The sequence below is a fragment of the Pseudomonas paraeruginosa genome (assembly GCF_003025345.2).
Taxonomy (GTDB): Bacteria; Pseudomonadota; Gammaproteobacteria; order Pseudomonadales; family Pseudomonadaceae; genus Pseudomonas; species Pseudomonas paraeruginosa.
In genome coordinates this window covers 2779978-2804314 of the sequence record NZ_CP020560.1, presented here as the reverse complement: position 1 = coordinate 2804314, position 24337 = coordinate 2779978, and the positions used below count along the sequence as shown (strand labels likewise).

At 67.1% G+C, this 24337-nt stretch carries 13 protein-coding genes (1 of these 13 cut by a window edge); 9 read left to right on the top strand and 4 right to left on the bottom strand.

What is annotated here, in order from left to right; all coding sequences use genetic code 11:
- The first annotated feature begins 91 nt into the window (after positions 1-91).
- The 4 genes from B7D75_RS13270 to ompQ all read left to right on the top strand — a co-directional run bounded on the left by B7D75_RS13270 (position 92) and on the right by ompQ (position 5783).
- Entirely contained in the window at positions 92-1087 is a 996-nt protein-coding gene (locus tag B7D75_RS13270; protein WP_043103596.1) for a FecR family protein, read from the top strand.
- A 99-nt stretch (positions 1088-1186) separates the two neighbouring features.
- Positions 1187-2362, top strand: coding sequence for a pyoverdine export/recycling transporter periplasmic adaptor subunit PvdR (pvdR, locus tag B7D75_RS13265; RefSeq protein WP_012075673.1), 1176 nt, complete (start codon positions 1187-1189; stop codon positions 2360-2362).
- On the top strand, positions 2362-4353 hold the full coding sequence (gene pvdT, locus B7D75_RS13260) for a pyoverdine export/recycling transporter ATP-binding/permease subunit PvdT (protein WP_034080598.1): 1992 nt from the start codon (positions 2362-2364) through the stop codon (positions 4351-4353). Before pvdR ends, pvdT begins: the two co-directional genes overlap by 1 nt.
- A gap of 5 nt (positions 4354-4358) precedes the next feature.
- Positions 4359-5783, top strand: coding sequence for a pyoverdine export/recycling transporter outer membrane subunit OmpQ (gene ompQ, locus B7D75_RS13255; protein WP_107114103.1), 1425 nt, complete (start codon positions 4359-4361; stop codon positions 5781-5783).
- Positions 5784-5830: 47 nt separating this feature from the next.
- Here the strand turns inward: ompQ and pvdP are convergent, their stop codons facing one another.
- A complete protein-coding gene (pvdP, locus tag B7D75_RS13250) occupies positions 5831-7477 on the bottom strand; it encodes a pyoverdine maturation tyrosinase PvdP (RefSeq protein WP_107114102.1) in 1647 nt (548 codons plus the stop codon).
- A 213-nt stretch (positions 7478-7690) separates the two neighbouring features.
- Between pvdP and pvdM the strand changes: the two genes are divergently transcribed.
- The 3 genes from pvdM to pvdO are packed head-to-tail and all read left to right on the top strand — an operon-like array spanning position 7691 to position 11227.
- Positions 7691-9037: a pyoverdine-tailoring dipeptidase-like protein PvdM gene (gene pvdM / locus B7D75_RS13245; protein WP_107114101.1), complete on the top strand. Its 1347-nt coding sequence runs from the start codon at positions 7691-7693 to the stop codon at positions 9035-9037.
- Between the two features lie 23 nt (positions 9038-9060).
- Positions 9061-10344, top strand: a complete 1284-nt coding sequence (pvdN, locus tag B7D75_RS13240; protein ID WP_053817177.1) for a pyoverdine-tailoring periplasmic protein PvdN — start codon at positions 9061-9063, stop codon at positions 10342-10344.
- 28 nt (positions 10345-10372) lie between these two features.
- Positions 10373-11227: a dihydropyoverdine dehydrogenase gene (gene pvdO, locus B7D75_RS13235; protein ID WP_058146001.1), complete on the top strand. Its 855-nt coding sequence runs from the start codon at positions 10373-10375 to the stop codon at positions 11225-11227.
- 67 nt (positions 11228-11294) lie between these two features.
- On the opposite strand, the gene B7D75_RS13230 is transcribed toward pvdO, so the two are convergent.
- Entirely contained in the window at positions 11295-12122 is an 828-nt protein-coding gene (locus B7D75_RS13230; protein ID WP_034080605.1) for a N(5)-hydroxyornithine transformylase PvdF, read from the bottom strand.
- Between the two features lie 292 nt (positions 12123-12414).
- Between B7D75_RS13230 and B7D75_RS13225 the strand changes: the two genes are divergently transcribed.
- Positions 12415-14067, top strand: a complete 1653-nt coding sequence (locus B7D75_RS13225) for a cyclic peptide export ABC transporter (RefSeq protein WP_034080606.1) — start codon at positions 12415-12417, stop codon at positions 14065-14067.
- A 171-nt stretch (positions 14068-14238) separates the two neighbouring features.
- On the top strand, positions 14239-16665 hold the full coding sequence (locus B7D75_RS13220) for a TonB-dependent siderophore receptor (RefSeq protein ID WP_034080607.1): 2427 nt from the start codon (positions 14239-14241) through the stop codon (positions 16663-16665).
- A gap of 100 nt (positions 16666-16765) precedes the next feature.
- Here the strand turns inward: B7D75_RS13220 and B7D75_RS13215 are convergent, their stop codons facing one another.
- Positions 16766-17731, bottom strand: coding sequence for an alpha/beta hydrolase (locus B7D75_RS13215; RefSeq protein ID WP_107114100.1), 966 nt, complete (start codon positions 17729-17731; stop codon positions 16766-16768).
- A gap of 48 nt (positions 17732-17779) precedes the next feature.
- On the bottom strand, positions 17780-24337 hold the 3' end of the coding sequence (locus tag B7D75_RS13210; protein WP_107114099.1) for a non-ribosomal peptide synthetase. The gene runs 8418 nt beyond the window's last position; only the last 6558 of its 14976 coding nucleotides appear in the window; its start codon lies beyond the right edge, outside the window; it ends in the stop codon at positions 17780-17782.

Here is a 24337-nt window from a genome sequence, read left to right as displayed (position 1 = left end):
GCAGCCTGAAATCATTAAATTTATAATAATTCTCATCCAGCTTTAAAGCCTTGCCATCCAAGAGAGACGACAGGCGCAAACGGAACCCTCGATGAAGACACCCCTCCCCGCCGACAGCGACACCCTGGTCCAGGACGCCGCTCACTGGTGCATGCGCCTGCATGCCGAGGACTGCAGCGAGGAAGAGCGCGCCGAGTTCCGTCGCTGGCTGGCGAGCGACCCGAGGCACGCCGACGAATACGCGGCAATGGAAGAAATCTGGCAGCTCAGCGAGTTGCTCCCCCGCCGCCCCGCCGCCCCGGCGACCGTCCAGGCACGGCCACGCCCGCGGGCGTCCCGCCGGCGCCACTGGAAAAGCCAGGCGCGAGCCGCCGCGCTCGCCTTGTTCCTGCTCCCCGCCTCCGCCTACCTGGGCTGGCTGCAGGGCTGGATACCTTCCAGCTACCAGCGCTACGCGGCGCAGGACAACATCCGCCACGTCACCCTTCCCGACGGCAGCGAGGTAGAGCTTGATCTCAAGACCCGCCTCAGCTTCGCCAACTTCAGGGACATCCGCCGCGTCGCCCTGGACGAGGGCGAGGCCTATTTCCATGTCACCCACGATACGGCCCATCCATTCGTGGTCAGAGCCGGCAAGGGCTCGATCACCGTCACCGGCACCCGCTTCAATGTCTGGAAGTACCAGGACAACGTCGTCGTCACCGTGACCGAAGGCTCGGTGAAGGTTCGCAGCGAAGGATCGGGCAACGACAGCAGCCTGACCCCGGGCATGCAGGCAAGCTACTACCCCGGACTGCTGCAACCACTGGTCGAGGCGGTCGACACCCATCAGGCCCTGGCCTGGCGCGAAGGTCGCCTGGTTCTCGACGACCTGCCACTGGCCCAGGCCCTGCCGCTGATCAATCGCTACCTGGAACATCCGCTGGTCCTTACCGACAAGGCCAGCGCCGAACTGCGCATCGGCGGCATCTACAGCACCCGCGAGATACGCAACCTGGTCGAGGCCCTGCCGAAGGTCCTGCCGGTCGACCTCGAGCACCGCGACGACGGCAGCATCCGCATCAGCAGCCGCTACGCCCAACTCTGAGCCGGCGCTAAATTATCCGCTTCCGCCTTCGTATACCTGGGAGCGCCAGCCCGCCCGACATACAACGGCGGTCTCTCCACGCACCGGCCGGATTCCCGAATGAGACGAACCCGTAGTACTCGTCGCGCACTGCTCGTCGCAGTCTGCCTCAGCCCCCTGATCGCCCTGGCCGCCTGGCAGGCCTACCCGTTCCGCAGCACCAGCTTCGATACCGTGAGCGTCAGCCGCGGCAGCATCGAGAGCAGCGTCTCGGCGCTCGGCACCCTGCAGCCGCGGCGCTACGTCGACGTCGGCGCCCAGGCCTCCGGGCAGATCCGCAAGTTGCACGTCGAGGCCGGCGACGATGTGACGGAGGGCCAGTTGCTGGTCGAGATCGACCCCTCCACCCAGCAGGCCAAGGTGGATGCCGGCCGCTATTCGATCGAGATGCTCAAGGCACAACTGGCCGAGCAACGCGCCCAGTACACCCTCGCTCGCCAGCAGTACCAGCGCCAGCAGCGACTGGCCGCCGGCGGCGCAACGCGCACCGAGGACGTGCAGAGCGCCCAGGCGCAGATGCTCGCCACCCAGGCGCGGATCGACATGTACCAGGCGCAGATCCGCCAGGCCCAGGCCTCGCTGCGCAGCGACGAAGCCGAACTCGGCTATACCCGCATCTACGCACCGATGTCCGGCACGGTGGTGGCCGTCGATGCGCGCGAAGGCCAGACCCTCAACGCCCAGCAGCAGACCCCGCTGATCCTGCGGATCGCCAGATTGTCGCCGATGACCGTCTGGGCCCAGGTCTCCGAAGCCGACATCGGCCGGGTCAAGCCCGGCATGCCGGCCTACTTCACGACTCTCAGCGGCGAAGGCCGGCGCTGGACCGGCAAGGTCCGGCAGATCCTCCCGGTGCCGCCCAAGCCGCTGGATCAGAGCAACCAGGGCGGCGGCAGCCCCACCAGCGGCAGCGGCGGGCAGAGCGGCAGCGGCCGGGTGGTGCTGTATACCGTGCTGGTCGACGTGGACAACGGCGACCACCAACTGATGGCGGAAATGACCGCCCAAGTGTTCTTCGTCGCCGCCACCGCGGAAAACATCCTCACCGCACCGGTCGCCGCCATTCACGACGACGGCAAGGGCGGCCAGGTCGCCTGGGTGGTCGGCAGCAACGGCAAGCCGCAGAGCCGCCAGATCAGGACCGGCATCAGCGACCGCCTGCGGGTGCAGGTACTTGCCGGCCTGGAGGAAGGCGACCGCCTGCTGATGGCCGTTCCCGACGGCAGCGACAGCTGATGGAAAACGCCAAGCAGCCCGTCCCTCTGATCGAACTGCGCGACATCCGCAAGCGCTACGGCGGCAACGGCACTCCGGAAGTCGAGGTACTCAAGGGCGTATCGCTGTCGATCCACGCCGGCGAGTTCGTCGCCATCGTCGGCGCCTCCGGCTCCGGCAAGTCGACCCTGATGAACATCCTCGGCTGCCTCGACCGGCCCAGCTCCGGCAGCTACCACTTCGCCGGCCACGACGTCGCCGAACTGGACAGCGACGAGCAGGCCTGGCTGCGCCGCGAGGCGTTCGGCTTCGTGTTCCAGGGCTATCACCTGATCCCCTCCGCCTCGGCCCAGGAGAACGTCGAGATGCCGGCGATCTACGCCGGCACCCCGGCGAGCGAGCGACACACCCGTGCGCGGGCCCTGCTCGAACGCCTGGGCCTGGCCGAGCGCACCGCCAACCGTCCGCACCAGCTGTCCGGCGGCCAGCAGCAACGGGTCTCGATCGCCCGCGCGCTGATGAACGGCGGCCATATCATCCTCGCCGACGAGCCCACCGGCGCCCTCGACAGCCACAGCGGCGCGGAAGTCATGGCGCTGCTCGACGAACTGGCCGGCCAGGGCCACGTGGTGATCCTGATCACCCACGACCGCGACGTCGCCGCCCGCGCCAAGCGCATCATCGAGGTGCGCGACGGCGAGATCGTCAGCGACAGCGCCAACGACGACCGCCCGGCGCACCCGAGCGCCGGCGTCGGGCGCCACCTGCAGGCCGACGATCTCAGCCAGCGCCTCGCCGAGGGCAGCAGCGAACCCTCTGGGGCCTGGCGCGCCGAACTGCTGGAGGCGGTGCGCGCCGCCTGGCGGGTGATGTGGATCAATCGGTTCCGCACCGCGCTGACCCTGCTCGGGATCATCATCGGCGTCGCCTCGGTGGTGGTCATGCTCGCCGTCGGCGAGGGCAGCAAGCGCCAGGTGATGGCGCAGATGGGCGCGTTCGGCTCGAACATCATCTATCTCAGCGGCGACTCGCCGAACCCGCGCGCGCCGATGGGCATCGTCAGCAGCGACGACGTCGCCGCCATCGCCACCCTGCCCCAGGTGAAGAAGGTCATGCCGGTGAACGGCGGCGAGCTGGTGGTGCGCTACGGCAACATCGACTACCACGCCTACGTCGGCGGCAACAACACCGACTTCCCGGAAATCCTCAACTGGCCGGTGGCCGAGGGCAGCTACTTCACCGAGCGCGACGAGGCCGCCGCCACCACGGTCGCGGTGATCGGCTACAAGGTGCGCAAGAAGCTGTTCGGCAGCGCCAGCCCGATCGGCCGCTACATCCTCATCGAGAACGTGCCGTTCCAGGTCATCGGCGTGCTCGCCGAGAAAGGTTCCAGCTCCGGCGACCAGGACGCCGACAACCGCATCGCCATCCCCTACTCCGCCGCCAGCATCCGCCTGTTCGGCACGCGCAACCCCGAGTACGTGATCATCGCCGCCGCCGACGCCCAGCGCGTGCACCAGGCCGAGCGCGCCATCGACCAGTTGATGCTGCGCCTGCACCGCGGCCAGCGCGACTACGCGCTGACCAACAACGCGGCGATGATCCAGGCCGAGGCGGCGACCCAGAACACCCTGTCGCTGATGCTCGGCTCGATCGCCGCGATCTCCCTGCTGGTGGGCGGGATCGGGGTGATGAACATCATGCTCATGACCGTGCGCGAACGCACCCGCGAGATCGGCATCCGCATGGCCACCGGCGCCCGCCAGGGCGATATCCTCCGCCAGTTCCTCACCGAGGCGGCGATGCTCTCGGTGGTCGGCGGCCTGGCCGGGATCGCCCTGGCCCTGAGCATCGGCGGCGTGTTGCTGCTCGGCCAGGTCGCGGTGGCCTTTTCCCTGTCGGCCATCGTCGGCGCCTTCGGCTGCGCGCTGGTCACCGGCCTGGTGTTCGGCTTCATGCCGGCGCGCAAGGCCGCCCAGCTGGACCCGGTGGCCGCCCTGGCCAGCCAATGACGGACATGTCCATGAAGAATCTTTCCCTGCTTTCCGCCTGCCTGCTGCTCGGCGCCTGCGGCAGCGCGCCGGCGCCCCTCGACAGCGGCCTGGCCGCGCCCGCCCAGTGGCGCTACCTGGCGGCCGAGCGCAGCGATGCCAGCGATATCCGCCAGTGGTGGAAGGCCTTCGGCGCGCCGGAGCTGGACAGCCTGCTGCAACGCGCCCTGATGAACAGCCAGGATCTCGGCGCCGCGGTAGCCCGCGTGCGCCAGGCCCAGGCCTCGGCGGTGATCGCCGGCGCGCCGTTGCTGCCCGAGTTGAATGCGACGCTCGGCGCCAGCCGGCAGAAACTCCTGCGCGGCTCGGGCTACAGCGGTACCGACGCGACCTCCGACAACGACGCCGTCGACTCCTTCTCCGCCGGCCTCAGCGCCAGCTACGAAGTGGACTTCTGGGGCGGTCGCCGGGCTGCCTACCGCAGCGCCCTGGAAAGCCTCAAGGCCAGCGAGTACGACCGCGCCACGGTAGAACTGACCCTGCTCTCCGGCGTCGCCAACAGCTACCTGCAGCTATTGGCGCTGCGCGAACAGCAGCGCATCGCCAGGCTCAACCTGGACAACGCCGAGCACGTCCTGCGCCTGGTGGAGACCCGTCACGCCGCCGGCTCGGCCACCGCCCTGGAGGTCGCCCAGCAGAGCAGCCTGGTCGCCAGCCAGCGCAAGCAGCTGCCGCTGCTCGAACAGCAGACCCATGAAGCGCTGATTACCCTGGCCACCCTGATCGGCGAGCCGGTGCAGGACCTGCGGGTGGCCGAACGGCCTTTCGATAGCCTGCGCTGGCCGGAGACCGGAGCGGGCCTGCCGAGCGAACTGCTCGGTCGCCGTCCCGACATCGCCAACGCCGAAGCGCAACTGGCCGCGGCCCAGGCCGACGTCCAGGTGGCACGCGCGGCGCTGTTCCCCAGGCTGACCCTGAGCGCCTCGCTGTCGTCCGGCGCCAACCGCGCCGCCGACACTTTCCGCAGCCCCTACTACAACCTCGGCGCCAACCTGCTCGCACCGATCTTCAACCACGGCCGCCTGCGCGCCGAGCGCGACCGCAGTCTGGCGCGCCAGGAAGAACTGCTGGAAACCTACCGCAAGGCGATCCTCACCGCCTTTGCCGACACCGAGCGCTCGCTGAACAGCATCGACGGCCTCGACCGGCAACTGCACTGGCAGCAGCAGGAACTGGAGCAGGCGCAGCGCGCCTTCGACCTCTCCGACAGCCGCTACCAGGCCGGCGCGGAAACCCTGCTGACGGTCCTCGAAACGCAACGCACGCTGTACGCGGCGCAGGATGCCGCCGTGCAACTGCGGCTGGCCCGCCTGCAGGCCTCGGTCGGCCTGTACAAGGCCCTCGGCGGCGGCTGGCAGAGCGACCGCGAGAATCTCGTGCGGAAAGACTGAGGCCCGCGTTGCGCGGGCCTCTCCATCCTTACTCGCTCTTTCGCCGTTCAGCGCCTGAGCTGGTCGCGTGCCAGCTTCAGGTTGCGCGCGTACCAGGGCCGCCGCGGCGCACGCTTGAGCCAGCCGCTCAGCTGGTCTTCTTCGCTGAAGATGATGCGCAAGGCCAGCTTCATGGTTTCCACGTCCAGCTCCACCGAGTTGCTGCTCGCCTGCAGATCCGACAGGCCGCATCCATGGGTCGCCGGACCCAGCCAGGGATCGCCGACCTCGACCCATCGACCGGGCGCGAACCATTGGATGCCCTCCACTTCGCTGCGCTGCACTTCGCCAGGATGGAAACGCTCGTGGGCGCGATACCAATCCTCGATGCGGTCGTCGATCCAGCCGTGGAAGGACCAGAACACCGGATTCACATGGGACGAGAACGGATCGCCGAGGAAGTCGTTTTCCGGGCGGAACCAACGCGGGGAAAAGTCCGATGGCACCCGGTCGCTCATCACCGGCGCGCCATTGGAGGGATCGCGGGTAACCGAAGCCCAGCGCATGTGCAGCCAGTCGTGCATGCCCAGCTCCATCTCCGAGCCGAACTGACCGAGCGTCAGTTTCGCCAGGTATTCCGGGTCCTGGTATTGCGACTCCCAGACCAGGAAATTGGCGTGATAGCCCTCGTCGCTCTTCAGCCCACGCAGCCACTCGGTGTATTCGTCGTCGTCCACCGCGACCCAGGCCGGCGGGACGGAACAGCCGTCGGGATTGTCGAAGTAGCGCAGGAAGCCGACCCGGTCGTGGGCCAGCGGTACGCCCGGCAGCGGCAGGCGCCGCCAGGACGGCAGGTCCTGCATCGAGCGTGCGGTGTGCAGCATGTGCCGGTGCATGAAGAAGAAGTCGATGCCGGAGGCGTTGCGGTCCTTGTGCCGGCCACGGGCGTCGCGCTCACGGTCCAGCGGGCCGGGTTGCCAGCCGACGCCGCGCAGGGCGTTGCGCTGCTTCTCGGAAAGCCGGTGCCACTTGTCCCGCGAGGCGTGCCAGAGCTGGTGGAACAGGCGATGCTGCGGCGAGACCAGCCAGGCGAGCAAGCGCTCGTTGAGGCCGATGCGCTCGCGAGCCAGCGGAAACGGGCGCTTGACCGCCACGAAGCGGAAATCCTCCTGCGCCTGCAGCGGCGAGCGCTCGAGACGCTCGAGGCGACCGCTGAGGGTGCCGTCGCCGGCATTGGCCAGGTTGTCCCAGACTTCGTCGAACACCGCCGAGCAATCGTAGCTCGGTGTCATCGATGCGGCGTTGCCGTCCACCAGGCGCCAGCGGATGCGTGCGGAGCGCGCACCGACCAGGTCGCCAAGCAGGCGGAAGCGCGGTTCCTGCGATGCTCTCAGGCGCTCCGGAGTATCCAGGTAGCCGATCAGGCCCAGCCCTCTGGGCGCCACGTCGAGCACCAGTTCCAACCCCTCCAGCGGCAACCCCGGCAGGCCAGCGTCGGCGCCGAGCAGGCGCAGGTCCCAGATGCCGCGCAGGCGGTCGCCCAGGCGCATGGCCTCGGTGGCGGCCAGGTCCAGCGTCGCTTCGCCGGGTGTGGCCGGGTGCTCCTCGTCTTCGCGCAGGCGGACCAGATGACGATGTGTGTAGTAAGCCACCGGCAGGGCAGCCGCTCCGGTGAGCGCCAAACCCGCCATGAATCCGCGTCGAGAAACCGTCATCGTCCTACCTGTTCAGCCATGGAACCCGCTTTATCCAGCTAGAACGTTCCGTCCATCGGCAAATTTACCGGAGCCGGCGTCGCTGGCGGCACCCGGCGAATTCGCCGGCCCGCTAAATTTTCCGCCCTTGCCCTCGTCCCACCCTGACAGGTGCCCCGCTCCGCGACACAGAACGACCGGCGCCCACCGATTTCGAACCTGACTGGGACGGCAATGACTAGAACTCGCAAAAGAACGGCGCTTTACCTCGGCCTGCCACTGCTCATCGTCCTGCTGGCCATCGGCGGCTGGCTGGCCTGGACCCAGTGGCTGGACAACGCCGGCTACCCGCGCAAGGTCATGCAGCACGCCGAGGAACTGCACGAACGCATCCTCTCCTTCGACAGCCGGATCACCGTGCCACTGGACTTCGGCACCACCGGCAACGAGGTGGACAAGGACGGACCGGGCCAGTTGGACCTGGTCAAGGCCGGCCGCGGACGCCTGTCCGGCGCGGCCCTGGCGATCTTCGGCTGGCCGGAGATGTGGAACGGCCCCGACGCGCCGCACAAGCCGACTCCGGGATTCGTCGACGAGGCCCGCCACCAGCAGGAAATTCGTTACAAGATTCTCACCGGCATGGTCCGCGACTTCCCCAACCAGGTCGGCATCGCCTACTCCCCCGAGGACTTCCGCCGCCTGGCGATGGAAGGCAAGTTCGCCATTGTCATGAGCATGCTCAATGCCTACCCGCTGGGCGACGACCTTTCCCAGCTGGACAAATGGGCCGCCCGCGGCGTACGCATGTTCGGCTTCAGCTACGTTGGCAACAACGACTGGGCCGACTCGTCGCGGCCCTTGCCGTTCTTCAACGATACGGCGGATGCCTTGGGCGGCCTCTCCCCGCTAGGCAAGCAGGCGGTCGAACGGCTCAACGATCTCGGGGTGATCATCGACGTCTCGCAGATGTCGACCAAGGCCCTGGAACAGGTCGCCGCCCTCAGCCGCGCGCCCATCATCGCCTCGCACTCCGCGCCGCGCGCCCTGGTGGACATCAAGCGCAACCTCAGCGACCACGAGATGCAACTGATCAGGGACAGCGGCGGCGTGATCCAGGTGGTCGGCTTCCCCGCCTACCTGCGCCCGCTGAGCAAACCGACCCTGGACAAGCTCAACGCCCTGCGCGCGCGCTTCGACCTGCAACCCCTCGACGGCCTGGACAACGCCCTGATGCCGGGCGACCCGATCATCGCCATCTGGCCGGAACAACGCTTCGGCGAATACGCCAGCGCCCTCTACGGCATCCTCGAAGAGGAGCCGAAGGCCGGCCTCAAGGAGCTGGTGGACGCCATCGACTACACGGTGAAGAAGGTCGGCATCGACCACGTGGGCATCAGCTCGGACTTCAACGACGGCGGCGGCGTGGACGGCTGGAAGGATGTCAGCGAAATCCGCAACGTCACCGCCGAACTGATCACCCGCGGTTATTCCGATGCCGACATCGCCAAGCTCTGGGGAGGCAACTTCCTCCGCGCCTGGGGCGAAGTGCAGAAACGCGCCAAGCCGACAGCCACCCCCTGACCACGCCCGCCACGGACCTCCCGATGAACGACCGTCGTACCTTTCTCAAGCAGGCCGGCATTCTCGCCGCCGGCCTGCCGCTGCTTTCCGCAGCCCAGCCGCTGCGCGCCGAAGGCGCCCCGAGCGGCGCCGGCAATAAATGGAAAGCGCTGCGCCAGCAATTCGATCTCGACCCGCAGTATCTGCACTTCGCGAACTTCCTCCTCACCTCCCACCCCCGACCAGTCCGGGAGGCCATCGAGCGCTTGCGCGCCCGCTTCGACCGCAACCCGGGCGAAGCGGTGGACTGGCATCGCGAGGAAATCTGGAAATACGAGGACGAGGCTCGCGCCTGGGCAGGTCGCTACTTCGCCGTGCAACCTGGCCAGGTGGCGCTCACCGGCAGCACCACCGACGGCCTGGCGGCGATCTACGGCGGTCTGCTGGTGCAGCCGGGCAAGGAGATCCTGACCTCCTCCCACGAGCACTACTCCACCTACACCACCCTGGAGTACCGGCACAAGCGCATGGGTACCCAGGTCCGCGAGTTTCCGCTGTTCAAGGACCCGCACCGGGTTTCCGTCGACGAGATCCTCTCCAGCATCGCCGCCCAGATCCGCCCGCAGACCCGGGTGCTGGGCATGACCTGGGTGCAGTCGGGCAGCGGCGTGAAGCTGCCGATCCGCGAGATCGGCAAGCTGGTGCGCGAACTCAACCAGAAGCGCGACGAACAGGACCGGATCATCTACGTGGTCGACGGCGTGCATGGTTTCGGCGTGGAAGACGTCAGCTTCGCCGACTTCGACTGCGACTACTTCATTGCCGGCACCCACAAGTGGCTGTTCGGCCCGCGCGGCACCGGGGTCATCATCGCCCGCTCGGAGCAGCTCCAGGAGCACCTGGTGCCGAGCATCCCGACCTTCAGCCGGGCCGACAACTTCGGCACCCTGATGACCCCCGGCGGCTACCACGCCTTCGAACATCGCCTGGCCCTGGGCACGGCCTTCGAGCTGCACCTGCGTTTAGGCAAGGCCGAGGTCCAGGCGCGTATCCACCAGCTCAACGCCTATCTCAAGCAACGCCTGGGCGAGCATCCCAAGGTACGCCTGGTCACGCCGACCAGCCCCGAGCTGTCCTCGGGCTTCACCTTCTTCCGCGTCGAAGGCCGCGAGTGCGAGGCGCTCGCCAGGCACCTGATGGCCCATCGAGTGATCAGCGACGCCGTGGATCGCGACGTCGGCCCGGTGGTGCGCCTGGCACCGAGCCTGCTGAACGACGAGGCGGAGATCGACCGGGTGCTGGAAATCCTCGCCCCGCAGCTCGCCTGACCCCTTTCGCCACTCAACGAGAACCGCCATGCACGCATTATCGCCCCTGGCCCTGGCCGCACTGATCGTCGCCGCCGCCCCCGCCTTCGCCGACGAAGCGAAGAAACCCGGCACGGTGTTCAAGGATTGCAAGGACTGTCCGGAAATGGTCGTGCTGCCCGCTGGCAGCTTCACCATGGGCACCCCGGACGACGAGGTCGGCCGCCAGCCCGACGAAGGCCCGCTGCACCGCGTGACCTTCGCCAGGCCGTTCGCCATCAGCCGCTACCAGGTCACCGCCGGCGAACTGGACGCGTACCTGAAAGCCACCGGCGTCAAGCTGGCCGACGGCGATACCCGCCCCGGCCGCGAATGCATCGCCGGCAAGCCGCGCTACAAGCAAGGCCCTCGCCAGCCGGCGGTGTGCGTCGACTACAACGACGTGAAGAACTACGCCGCCTGGCTGTCGAAGAAGACCGGCAAGCACTACCGCATGCTCAGCGAGGCCGAGCGCGAGTACGGCGCTCGCGCCGGCAGCGCCGGCCCCTTCCCCTTCCCGTTCGACGAAGGCAAGGAATACAGCATCGCCAAGCACGCCAACACCTACGGCGCCAGCGATGGCTACAACTTCACCTCGCCGGTGGGCAGCTTCCCGCCCAACGCCTTCGGCGTCTACGACATGCACGGCAACGTCTACGAGTGGGTCGCCGATTGCTGGCACGACCACTACAACGGCGCGCCGGGCGACGGCAGCGCGTGGATGGAGGACAAGTGCGAACTGGTGCAGATCCGCGGCAACGACTGGGGCGAGCCGCCGATCTTCTCGCGCTCGGGCAACCGCAACAATGCCTACCCCGACGCCCGTGGCGACTGGATCGGCTTCCGCGTGGCCCGCGAACTCTGAGACGGACGAAGAAGGGCCGGAGCGACCCGCGTCGCTCCGGCCCTTGCGCATCCGCGACCAGGGGTTTTCAGTCCTTCTCGGCCAGCAGCGCCAGGCCTTCGTGCAAGGCCGGGAACAGACTGTCGTTGAAGTTGTTCCAGCGCAGTTCGAGGATGGTGTCGTCGGGAGATATCTTCGTTTTCAGCACGTCATGGAAGACCTCGCCGGAATCGATGCCATTGTCCACGTAGTGGAACGAGGCGCCAGTCAGGTACAAGGGTTCGACCGGCACGCTTTCCATCGTCGCCCAGTCGACGATCTTCTCTCCCCGCGCGCCATGCAATGCATCCAGGGTCGCCCAGGCGCCGCGCCGTTCGTAGGGCGAGTCGGCGCGGGTGACCCCGGGATGGATATTCATGATCCGCCGGGCGAATGGCGCCCCGGGCCGCACCAGCTCATCGAGGATGACCAGCAGGCCGTCGAGGACGACGACCTCGGCGCGCAGCTCCACCAGCGTCTCGTACAGGCGTCGCTCGAAGTCACGCTTGCCGGCCACGTGCTCCGCGGTCCCGCGCGGATGGCGACGGTAGGTGGATGGCACGTTCAGCAGCAGGTCGTTCATGCGCCGCCCCTGTACCTCCAGTTCCGCCGGGTAGAACCACTGCTGGCCAGGCCGGTAGGCGAATCCGTAGTCCTCGATCTTCTGCTGGTCGCGGGGCAGCTCCGGATCGTCGTCGTAGATCACCCCGACCAGTTCGTAGGCGTCCCCCAGCGCCGTCCGGTTCAGCGATTCGGCGAGAAATTCCAGCGGGGACTTCATGTAGCGCAGCTCGCCCTTGTAGGCCACCTGTTGCCCGGCCTTGTCGGCGGCGGCGTTTCTCAGGGACCAGATATAGGCTAATTTCCTTTTCGTCATCTCGTCTTTCTCAAGGGAATGGGTCGGACTTGAGCGCGTGCTCCGGCACAGTGTTGGACTCGACAAGGGCTTCCCGGGGAACCCGCTCGAGCGTCGCTCTCACTTAAACGCAACGAACGGCCGGCCGCCGAATTTATCGCCCCCCGGCGCTTTTGCCGGACGCCCTGGCCAAGCATCGCCACAGGCTAAATTTCCCCTTCCCGGCCTCGTCTTCAGGGCAGGCGCGAGCGTGCGCCACTCCGCCATCCGCCTCTCTGCCCTTGCGTCCAGCCGGCCGCGCCGAGGAAACCCCATGTCCGCAACACCCCGCAGCGCCACTCGCGAACTTCTGAGCATTCTCAAACCCTTCTGGCCGGCGCTCAGCCTGTCGATAGGACTGGGCATCGTCGGCGGCCTGGCCATCACCGCGCTGCTCACCTCGATCAACCGCGTACTGAACGCCGAAGGCGGCATGACCAGCGGCATGATGCTGGCTTTCAGCGCCATCTGCGCGCTGGCCCTGCTCAGTTCGATCCTGTCCAATATCGGCACCAACTACGTCGGCCAGAAGGTCATCGCCCGACTGCGCAAGACTCTCGGCGGCCGCGTGCTGTCCGCCCCGATCGAGCAACTCGAACGCTACCGCACGCATCGCCTGATCCCGGTGCTCACCCACGACATCGATACGGTCAGCGATCTCGCCTTCGGCCTGCCGCAACTGGTGATCTCCCTGACCGTGACCCTCGGCTGCCTGGGCTACCTGGCGACCCTGTCCCTGCCGATGTTCCTGGTCGCCGCCAGCGCCGTGGTGCTCGGCACCATCGCCCAGTACATCGCCCGCGGCTATGGCATGGCCGGTTTCGAAGCGGCGCGCGAAGAGGAAGACCTGTTGCAGAAGCACTACCGCGGCATGGCCGAAGGAGCCAAGGAGCTGCGCATCAACCGCCCGCGCCGGCAGCGCCTGCACGGGCGACTGCTGGACGAGACCGTGGAGCGCATCTGCCGCCTGCAGGTGCGTTCGGTGAACATCTTCCTCACCGCCAGCACCTTCGGTTCGCTGCTGTTCTTCGTGGTCATCGGCACCGCCCTGGCGGTCCAGACCTGGTGGCCGACCTCCGACCGCAGCGTGCTCAGCGGCTTCGTCATGACCCTGCTGTTCATGAAGGGGCCGCTGGAAAGCGTACTCAGCCTGTTACCGCTGATCAGTCGCAACCGTATCGCCCTGCGCCGGATCGCCGAACTCAACGAGCAGTTCTCCAATCCCGAACCCTACCTGCTGCTCGAGAACGACACCTCCAGACCGGCTCAGGAAGTGCGCAGCATCGAGCTGCGCGATGTCGGCTACAGCTATCCGGGCGTGCCGGGCTCGACGCCCTTCCGCTTCGGCCCGGTCAACCTGACGATCCGCCCGGGAGAAATCCTCTTCATCGTCGGCGAGAACGGCTGCGGCAAGACCACCCTGATCAAGCTGCTGCTCGGCCTGTACACGCCCCACGAGGGCTCGCTGCTGCTCAACGGCGAGGAGGTGACGGCACAGGCACGCGACGACTATCGCCAGCTGTTCACCACCGTGTTCGCCGACTACTACCTGTTCGACGACCTCGTCGACGGCGAACAACAATTGCCGGAGGAAGCCGGACGCTACCTGAAGCGCCTGGAAATCGCCCACAAGGTCAGCGTGAGCGACGGCAGCTTCACCACCACCGACCTGTCCACCGGCCAGCGCAAGCGCCTGGCGCTGGTCAATGCATGGATCGAGAAGCGCCCGGTGCTGGTCTTCGACGAGTGGGCGGCCGACCAGGATCCCACCTTCCGCCGGATCTTCTATACCGAGCTGCTTCCCGAGCTGAAGCGAATGGGCAAGACCATCATCGTGATCTCCCACGACGACCGCTACTTCGACAGCGCCGACCAGCTGTTGCGCCTGGCCGGTGGCCGGGTGGTCGAGGAGCTGCAACCGGCCTGAAGCGCCCAGCCCGCGAAACACGGAAAAACGATTTTTGTTTTCCGGTTTCGCGCCGACCAAACGTCTCAATGGGAAACCAAATAACAATTATTCCCAATCATGACATCCATAAGAGTATTAGAGAGCATGCCAGCACTCCGCGCACTCCCCCGTTTCACCAAGGCTCTAGTGATGCGCAACACCCTGACGCTGCATCCGCGCCTGAGCACCGCCGCCCTGGCCATGGCCCTGTTGACGCCGCTCGCCAGCCAGGCCGAGGCGCAGAAGATCCAGTTCGACATCGGCGCCCAGCCGCTGCCCAGCGCCCTGCGCCAATTCGGTCAGCAGAGCCAGTTGCAGGTGCTCTACAGCGCCGATGAAGTGCGGGGCCTGCGCAGCAACCCGGTCCGCGGCCAACTGAGCGTCGAAGCGGCTCTCGCCGAACTTCTCCGCGGTAGCGGCGCCAGCTACAGCCTGCAAGGCTCCAGCGTCACCATCAGCGCCCAGCGCTCGGCGGACTCGGTGGACCTCGGCGACATCACCGTCACCAGCCAGGAGTCGGCCTGGGGCCACGTCAACGGCTACGTGGCCAAGCGCAGCGGTACCGGCACCAAGACCGACACCCCGCTCAAGGAGATCCCCCAGACCATCAACGTGGTCACCCAGGACGAGATCAAGGCGCGTGGCTCGCAGACCATCACCGAGGCCCTGCGCTACACCCCGGGGATCACCGGCGGCGGCTTCGCCGACCGGGTGAAGATCTTCGACGAGCCGACCTCGCGCGGCTTCAGCCCGGCGCCGCTGTACCTCGACGGCCTGCACATGCCCTACGGCGGCGGCAGCACCGGCGGCGCCCTGCAGATCGACCCCTATACCCTGGAGCGCATCGAGGTGCTGAAGGGGCCGGCCTCGGTGCTCTACGGCCAGAACGAACCCGGCGGCATCGTCAACATGGTGTCCAAGCGTCCCACCGCCACCCCGATCCGCGAAGTGGTGCTCGGCGGCGGCAGCCAGGACCGTCGCTACGGCGCCTTCGACGTCGGCGGCGCGCTCGATGAACAGGGCACCTACCTGTACCGGCTGACCGGCGTGGGCCGGGACATCAACTCGGAGATCGACTATGCCGAGCAGAAACGCTTCATGCTGGCACCGAGCTTTACCTGGAACCCCAACGAGCAGACCAGCCTGACCTTCTACGGCCAGTACCAGAAGGACAACGACGTACCCGAGGCCCAGGGCCTGCCGGCCTACGGCACGGTGTTCAGCACGCCCAACGGGCGGATCAAGCGCAGCACCTTCATCGGCGAGCCGGGGCTGAACTCCTACGACCGCGACCAGTTCGTGCTCGGCTATGAGTTCAGCCACGAATTCAACGATGTCTGGACCTTCAAGCAGAACACCCGCTACGCCTATCTCGACGACCAGTACGTGGCGCCACTGCACGGTTACAACTTCGTACCCAACCCGAACACCGGTGCCAATGACCGACGCTATGCCACGCGCTATGGCGTGGACTGGTCGCAGACCAACAAGGCCTTCGGCATGGACAACATGGCCCAGGCCAAATTCAAGACCGGCGCGATCGATCACACCGCGCTGATCGGTATCGACTTCTACCACTTCAAAACCAAGTTCTTCGGTCTCTACTCGAACCAGGAACCCACCACGATCATCGATCTGTACAAGCCGGTGTACGGCAGCAAGTTCACCTTCACCAATCCCTATCGCTGGAACCGCACCACCGACCAGACCGGAATCTACTTGCAGGACCAGATGAAATGGAACCAGTGGTTCCTGACCCTCGGCGGCCGCTATGACTGGGCCAAGACCGACGCCAAGGAAACCAACGGCAAGGTCGACGCCAAGGACGAAAAGTTCAGCGGCCGCGCCGGCTTCGGCTACGAGTTCAGCAACGGCATCGTGCCCTATGTCAGCTACTCCGAGTCGTTCCAGCCGGTCGGCGGGTTGAACATGGACGAAGGCAACAAGGCCTTCAAGCCGACCACCGGCAAGCAGTACGAGGCCGGCATCAAATACCAGCCGCCGGGGCAGAACAGCTTCATCCAGATGTCGGTCTACCAGATCGACAAGAAGAACGTGCTCACCCTCAATCTCGAGAACCCCAATTTCTACGGGCAGTCCGGCGCCATGCGCTCCAAGGGTTTCGAGTTGGAAGGCAAGGCCAGCCTGACCAACAATCTCGATGTCATCGCCTCGTTCTCGCGCAACGACATCAAGTACACCAAGGACAACGAGGGGCGCAAAGGCCGCCATCCGGCCGGCACGCCGCCGATGACCGCCGCCGTCTGGCTGGACTACACCCTTGGCGGAGACACCATGTTCGCCGGCCTCGGCGCGGGGATCGGCGCGCGCTACACCCGTGGCAGCGATGGCACCGATACAGCCGTCGATCACTTCACCATCCCGTCCTACACGCTGTACGACGGCAAGCTGTCCTACGACTTCGAGAAATCCCCGCTGCAGGTGAAAGGCCTGAAGGTGCAGGTCAACCTGGAGAACCTCGAGGACAAGAAATATGTCAGCCGTTGCACCTCTGATCTCGACTGCTACTACGGCCAGGGCCGTACCATCACAACCGACCTGACCTACAACTGGTAAGGCGTCCAGGGAGACCGCTGGCCTCCCCTCGCCCCAGCCTTCATGAAAAAGCCCCGCCAGGTTCACCTGGCGGGGCTTTTTCATGGTGAATGCCGAAGTCTCAGCGTGCCAGGGCCGCCACCAGCGCCTCGGCGATCATGTCCTTGGCTTCGTCGGCCTCGTCGACGATCGCACCCATGCGCAGGAAATCATGGGTCATCCCGGGATAGACGCATAGCTCCACCTGCGCGCCGCCCTGGCGCAGGTGCTCGGCATAGGCGATACCCTCGTCATGCAGCGGGTCGCACTCGGCGACCAGCAGCAATGTCGGCGCCAGGTCAGCCGGCACCGCGCCGAGCAGCGGCGAGAAACGCGGGTCCTGGCGGTCCTCGGGGCTACGCTGGTAGTGCTGGTAGAACCACTCCAGGCTGTCCTTCTCCAACAGGTGGCCAACGGCGTAGCGCTCGATCGATTGGCGCGTGCGGCTGGCATCGGTGACCGGGTAGATCAGCACCTGCAGACGCGGTTGCGAGGCGTCTCCGCGCAGCGCCAACTGACGCGACAACACCGCGCACAGACTGCCGCCGACGCTGTCGCCGGCAACCGCTAGGCGTTGCGGATCGATACCCAATCGCTCGGCTTCGGCAGCCAACCAGCACCAGGCGTCCTCGACGTCCTCGGCGGCGGTCGGGAAACGCCACTCCGGCGCCAACCGGTAGGCCAGAGAAAGCACCACGCAACCGGCGCGCTCGGCCAGGCTGGCGCACAGCGCGTCGTGGGAATCCAGGCTGCCGACGACGTAGCCGCCGCCATGCAGGTACAGCACGCCCGGCAACGACGGCGACGCGGACAGCCCCTGGGGACTGTAGAGGCGCGCCGGCAACGACGTACCGTCCCGCGCCGGGACGAACAGCGTCTCGACGCGCGCCAGCGGCTCGTCGAGGCCAGGGTCCATCAACGCCGACGACTGGTCGAACTGCTCGCGGGCCTGTTGCACCGTCAACTGGTGCATGGGCAGGCTCTTGCCACTGCTGCGGCCGTTGCCGACCAGTTCCAGGTATGCCGCGATATCGGGGTTCAAGGCCATTTCATGATCTCCAACGGGCCGGCCCCGGCGGGGCCGGCCAAAGCTTCGTCATGAATAGACGAGGCTGCCGTGGATTTCTTCAAGCGCCTCCACCAGGGAGTCGAGCACCTCCTGCGCATGGGGGATCTGGAAATGCCCGCACGCGGCGACCCGGCCGGCCAGGGGCTGGCCGCCCAACTGACGCGACAGCGCCCGCACCTCTTCGCCGCGCCCGCGCGTCCACCAGCACAGCGGCCGGACCTGGATCGGCGAGCAACTATCCAGTTGCCCGGAGAGTTGCTTGAGCTGCCGGGCGACCAGGAATACCTGGGCCAGTTCGTCGCAACCCAGCCCTCCCTTGCCGGTCTGGCCGACGCCAAGGCACTGGGCGATGGCGGCGCTGACGTTGTCGCGCTGCTCCACCCCGGCGGCCAGTGGCGGACGGGTTTCCAGGCCGGCGCTGACGCTGAGGAAGTCCAGCAGATCCTCGCGCCAGTCATCGGCGGCGGGCGCCTCGGTTCCCGGCACATAGCTGTCCAGCAGGCCGAGGAAGGCGACCTGCTGTCCCTGCCGCTCGAGTTCGGCGGCCATCAACATGCCCAGGGTCCCTCCCAGCGACCAGCCGAGCAAGTGATAGGGGCCCTCGGCCTGGCGCTGGCGGATCAGTGCGACGTAATCCTCGGCCATCCGTTGCAGGGAAACGTCCCGCCAGTTCGGATCCAGCAGCGAGCGGGCCTGGATCGCCAGTACGCTACGGCGGCCATTCAAGCGCCGGGCCAGCGGTTCGTAGTCGAACACCGTGCCGAAGCCGGCATGCACGCAGAACAGCGCCGGGCAGCCGGCCACCGCCGCGTTCAGCGCCAGGATCGGCGACGGCGGCGCAGCGCTGTCGTCGTACCCGGACAAGGCGGCGATGCTCGGCTTCTGGATCAGGTCGCGCAGCTTCAGGCTGAAGCCCAGCTTCTTCAGGGCACGGGCCTTGGCCACCACCTGCATGCTGAGGATGGAGTCGCCACCCAGTTCGAAGAAGTTGTCGTGCACACCGATCCTTGCGATGCCGAGCACTTCCTGCCAGATACCGGCCAGGGCCTGCTCCAGCTCATTGCGCGGCGCCACGTAGGCCTCGCTGGCGGTGACGTCGATGTCCGGCAGCGCCTTGCGGTCGATCTTGCCGTTCGGCGTCAGCGGCATCGCCGGCAACAGGGCCAGGTGCGCCGGTACCATGTACTCCGGCAGATCGCGCTTGAGGCGCTCGCGCAGACGTTCGAGCAGGCCCGGGGCGTCCACGCCATCTTCCGCGACCACATAGCCGAGCAGTTGCTTGCCACTCGCCCCGTCGCGGGCGATCACCACCGCTTCGCGGACCTCGTCGGCATCCTGCAGGCGCGCCTCGATCTCGCCCAGTTCGATGCGGAAGCCCCGCACCTTGACCTGGTTGTCGATGCGCCCGAGGTAGTCGAAGGTACCATCCTCGCGCTGGCGAACCAGGTCGCCGGTGCGATAGAGACGCTCACCGGCACGGCTGAACGGGCTGGCGACGAAGCGCTCGGCGCTCAACCCCGGCCGCTGCAGATAACCTCGCGCCAGACCGACGCCACCGAGGTACAGCTCCCCGGCCACGCCCGCCGGCAACGGGTTCAGGTCAGCGTCCACGACATAGCCGCAGCGCTCGCCGACGAAGCTGCCGATGGGCGCATAGGCAGCGCCGCATTCGGTGTCCATGGCAGCCTTCCAGATCAGCGGCGTGACCACGGTTTCCGTCGGGCCATAGCCGTTGATGATGTAGCGCGGTTTCAGCGCGCGCTTGGCCAGTTCGAAACCGGCCACCGGCACCGCGTCGCCGCCGAAGCAGTAGATACGTACCGGCGGCGGGTTGCCGTCACGCTCGGCATGCTCGGCCAGCTGTTGCAGGTAGACCGGCGGGAACGCGGCAACCGTGACCCCGTGGCGTTGCATCGCCGCGTAGGTCTGCTCCGGCGTCCACAGTGCATCGTCGCGCAGCAGCAGGCTGCCACCGTGGCCCAGGGCGGTCAGCCAGCGTTCATGGGCGCCGTCGAAAGCGAACGACATGAAGTGCAGCTCGCGATCGGCAGGGGTCATCTCGTAGCGCTCGCCGACCGCGTCGATGTGCATCGCCAGAGGACCATGGCTCACCGCGACGCCCTTGGGCAGGCCGGTGGAGCCGGAGGTATAGATGACGTAGGCGAGGTTGGCGGGATGGACCTCGACCTGCGGCGCCTGCGCCGGATGCTCCAGCAGATCCAGGCGGTCCAGGGCCAGGGCGGGAACGCCGGCGGGTACCGGCAGTTGCGCCAGCGCCTGGCTTTCGCTCAACAGCAGGGCGATGCCGGAGTCCTGCATCAGGTAAGCCAGTCGCTCACGCGGATACGCCAGGTCCAGCGGCACGTAGGCGCCACCGGCCTTGAGCACGGCGAGGAGCGCGACGACCAGTTCGGTGCCGCGCGGCAGCGCCACACCGACCCGCACGTCGGCCGCCACGCCGCGCTCGACCAGCGCATGCGCCAGGCGGTTGGCCCGCGCGTCCAGCTCGGCGAACGAGTGGCTGCGCTCGTCGAACACCAGCGCGGTGGCGTCCGGCGTGCGCCGGCTCCACTCGCCGATGCGCTGGTGTACCAGCGGATACCGATCCGGACACGCGCCATCCGCCAACGGCACCCGGGCACTCGGCAGGCCGATGTTGCCCAGGCGGCACTCGGCGTCGCCGCTCAAAACCGCGAGCAGTCCCTCCATGTCCGTGCGCAGGCGCTCGACCGAAGCCACGGCGAAGTGCTCGCGCAGGAACATGTATTCGATTGCCAGCCCGGAATCGTCGCTGGTCACCATCAGGTCCATGGGGAAGTTGGTCAGACCGGCGCTGCGCATCTCGCCGAAGCGCAGCGAATCGTCGCGCCAGTCACGCAGCGTCCGGTCAACCGGATGGTTCTCGAACACGATGATGCTGTCGAACAGCGATTGGCCGCTACGCCCGGCCCAGCGCTGGATGTCGCTGAGCGGGGTGTACTCCTGCTCGCGCATCTCCAGGTTGTAGTCCTGCAGGGCTCTCAGCCAATCGCCGACGCACTGTTCCGGCGCCACTTCGCAGACCACCGGCAAGGTATTGATGAACAGCCCGAGGATCCGCTCCGACGCCTCCAGGCTGGCCGGCCGGCCGGCAACGGTGGCACCGAAGGACACGCAGCGCTGGCCGCTGTAGCGACTCAGCAGGAGCAGCCAGGCGCCCTGTACCAGGGTATTGAGCGTTACTCGCTGGGATTGGGCGAAACGTTTCAGATGCTCGGTGGCATCGCTGTCCAGGCGCGTGTACAACGCCTGGTGCCCATATCCTTCGCGGGCAGCGTTGAAGGCGTCGGCCAGGTAGGTCGGCTCGTCCATGCGCGCCAGCTGGCGGCGCCAGAAGGCCTCGCTGGCCTTGCCATCGCGCGCCCGCAGCCAGGCGATGTAGTGCCGGTAAGGGACGGCGGGCGGCAGGCTGCCGCCGGAATAGAGTTCGAGTATCTCGCCGAACAGCTGCGAAGTGCTCCAGCCATCGATGAGAATGTGGTGGTAGGTCCAGATCAACTGGTAGCGATCCTCGCCCAGGCGCAGCAGGCGCACCCGTTGCAACGGCGGCTGCCCCAGGTCGAAGCCCTTGCGCCGCTCCTGTTGCGCGACCTGTTCCAGTGCTTCGTCGCTTATCGCCCGCCCACGCCAGTCGAGGACCTCGAATGGCAGCCCGGGATCGGCCAGGACAAATTGCAGAGGCTCCTCCTGGTCCAGCCAGAGGAAGCCGCTGCGCAACACTTCATGGCGCTGCGCCACCGCCGACCAGGCGCGTTGCAGGCGCTGCGGATCGAGTCCGTCGACGGCGATGCTCAACTGGTTGATGTACAACTCGGCGTCCGGGCTGTTCAGTCCGAGGAACAGCATGCCCTGCTGCATCGGCGAGAGGCTGTAGAGGTGTTCCAGCTGTTGGTGGGGCAACGGCAGCGCCTGCACCTGCTGCGGCAGCAGATTGTGCAGGACGGCGCCGTCGGGCACGCTCGCCGGCTCTGCGACGGGCGCCGCCGCGCCGCAGCGCTCGGCCAGCTTGCGAATGTTCTGCAACTGGAACAGGTCGCGCGGGCTCAGTTGCAATCCGGCCTGGCGTGCACGGCTGACCACCTGGATCGAGACGATCGAGTCGCCGCCGAGGGCGAAGAAGTTATCGGTCACGCCAACCCGCTCGCGCCCCAGGACATCCGCCCAGATCGCCGCCAGTTGCCGTTCCGTATCGCTGGCCGGCGCCACGTATTCGCCGAGTCCGTCTTCCGCTTCGAGCTTCGGCAGCGCCTTGCGCTCCAGCTTACCGTTCGGACTCAGCGGCATCCGCTCCAGCGCCAGCCACTGCGCCGGCACCATGTATTCCGGCAGGCTCGCCGCCAGGTGCGCGGCCAGCGCTTCGCGCCAGTCGCCGCCCTCGCTCTCCAGCACCACGTAGCCGACCAACTGCTTGCCGTCCACCGCCAGCACCGCCGCCTCGCGCACCCACGGATGCTCCAGCAGGCGCGCCTCGATCTCGCCCAGTTCGATGCGTAGGCCGCGCAGCTTCACCTGGTGGTCGATCCGCCCGGCGTACTCGATCACCCCGTCGGCGCGGTAGCGCGCCAGATCGCCGCTGCGGTACATCCGCTCCCCGGCCACGAACGGGCTGGCGACGAAGCGCTCGGCGGTCAGCCCCGGACGCTGGTGGTAGCCACGGGCCAGGCCTCGGCCGGCCAGGTACAGCTCGCCGAGCACGCCCACCGGCACCGGCTCCAGGTTGCCATCGAGGATGTAGCAGGCCAGGTTGGCGATCGGCCGGCCGATCGGCACCGCGTCCTTGCCCTCCTCCACGCAGGTCCAGTGGGTGACGTCGATGGCCGCCTCGGTCGGGCCATAGAGGTTATAGAGGCTGGCCTGCGGCAGCTTGGCGAACACCTGCTGCTGGGCGTCCGCCGGCAGCGCCTCGCCGCTGCAAACGATGCGTTTCAGGCTGGTGCAGGAGGCGACGTCTTCGTCCTGCATGAACGCGTGGAGCATCGACGGCACGAAGTGCAGCGTATCGACCCTTTCGCGGTTGATCAGCGCCACCAGCTTCGCCGGGTCGCGATGATCGCCCGGCGCGGCCACCACCAAACGCGCGCCGGTCATCAGCGGCCAGAAGAACTCCCAGACCGATACGTCGAAGCTGAACGGGGTCTTCTGCAACACCGTGTCGCCGACGCCCAGGCCGTAAGCCTGCTGCATCCAGCACAGGCGGTTGCTCAGCGCCGAATGGCGGTTGCCGGCGCCCTTGGGCTTGCCGGTGGAACCGGAGGTGTAGATGACATAGGCAAGATTCTCGCCGTTCAGCTCGATCGCCGGATTGTTCTCGGCATGGTTTTCCAGCCAGGCATCGGCCTGGTCCAGGTCGATCCGCTGCACGCCTCGCGCCAGCGGCAGCTTCAGGTGCGACTGGCTGAGCAGCAGCTGCACGCCGCTGTCCTCCAGCATGTAGGCCTGGCGCTCCTCGGGATACTCCGGGTCCACCGGCACGTAGGCACCGCCGGCCTTGAGGATCGCCATCAGGGCCACGACCATCTCGATGGAACGCTCCATGGCCACGCCCACCAGGCGGTCCGCACCGACCCCGCGCTCGATCAAGGCATGCGCCAGGCGGTTGGCCCGGCGGTTCAGCTCGGCGTAGTCCAGGCGCTCCTCGCCGAAGGCCAGTGCCGGCGCCTCCGGGTTGCGCTCGACCTGCTCCTCGAACAGCTGGTGCACGCCGCGTTGCCGCGGGTACTCGGCCGCAGTGGCGTTCCAGCCTTCCAGCAACTGGTAGCGCTCGGCGGCAAGCAGACTGTCCAGCTCGCCCAACGACACCCCCGGGTTTTCGCACATCCCCAGCAACAAGCGTTCGAGGCGTTCCGCCAGGCACACGATCTCCGCCTCGTCGAAAGCCTGGCGGGAATAGCTGTAGTGCAGTTCGAGGGTCTCTCCGGCGCTCACCAGCAGCGTCAGCGGATAGTGCGTCTGCTCCTGGTTGCTAAGCGCGTCGATCCGCATGTCCGTCGGTGTTTCTTCCGCCAGCGCTGCGGAAACCGGGTAGTTCTCGAATACCAGGATGTTGTCGAACAGGGCCTCGCCGATCCGCCCTGCCCAGCGCTGGATGTCATACAACGGCGTGTGCTCGAACTCACGCAGTGCCAGGTTCTCGCCCTGCACCGCCTGCAGCCAGTCGCCAAGCGACTGCTCCGGACGCGGGCTGGCGACCACCGGCAGGGTGTTGATGAACAGGCCGATCTGTTCTTCGATCCCGCGCAACTCCGCCGGACGACCGGACACGGTGGCACCGAAGGCCACGGTGTCCTGCCCGGTGTAGCGTTGCAGCAGTATCAGCCAGGCTGCCTGGACCAGAGTATTGAGCGTCACCTTCTGCTCGCGGGCGAACGCTGCCAGGCGCTGGCTCGTGGTGGCATCCAGGTGCCGGTAGCGATCGGCATGGCCCTCGGCGCCCCGCACCCCACGGGTGACCGCCGGAACCAGCAGGGTCGGCTCGCCCAGCCGCAGCAGGCGCTGCTTCCAGAACGCCTCGGTGCGACCCGCGTCCTGGCGTTGCAGCCAGGCGAT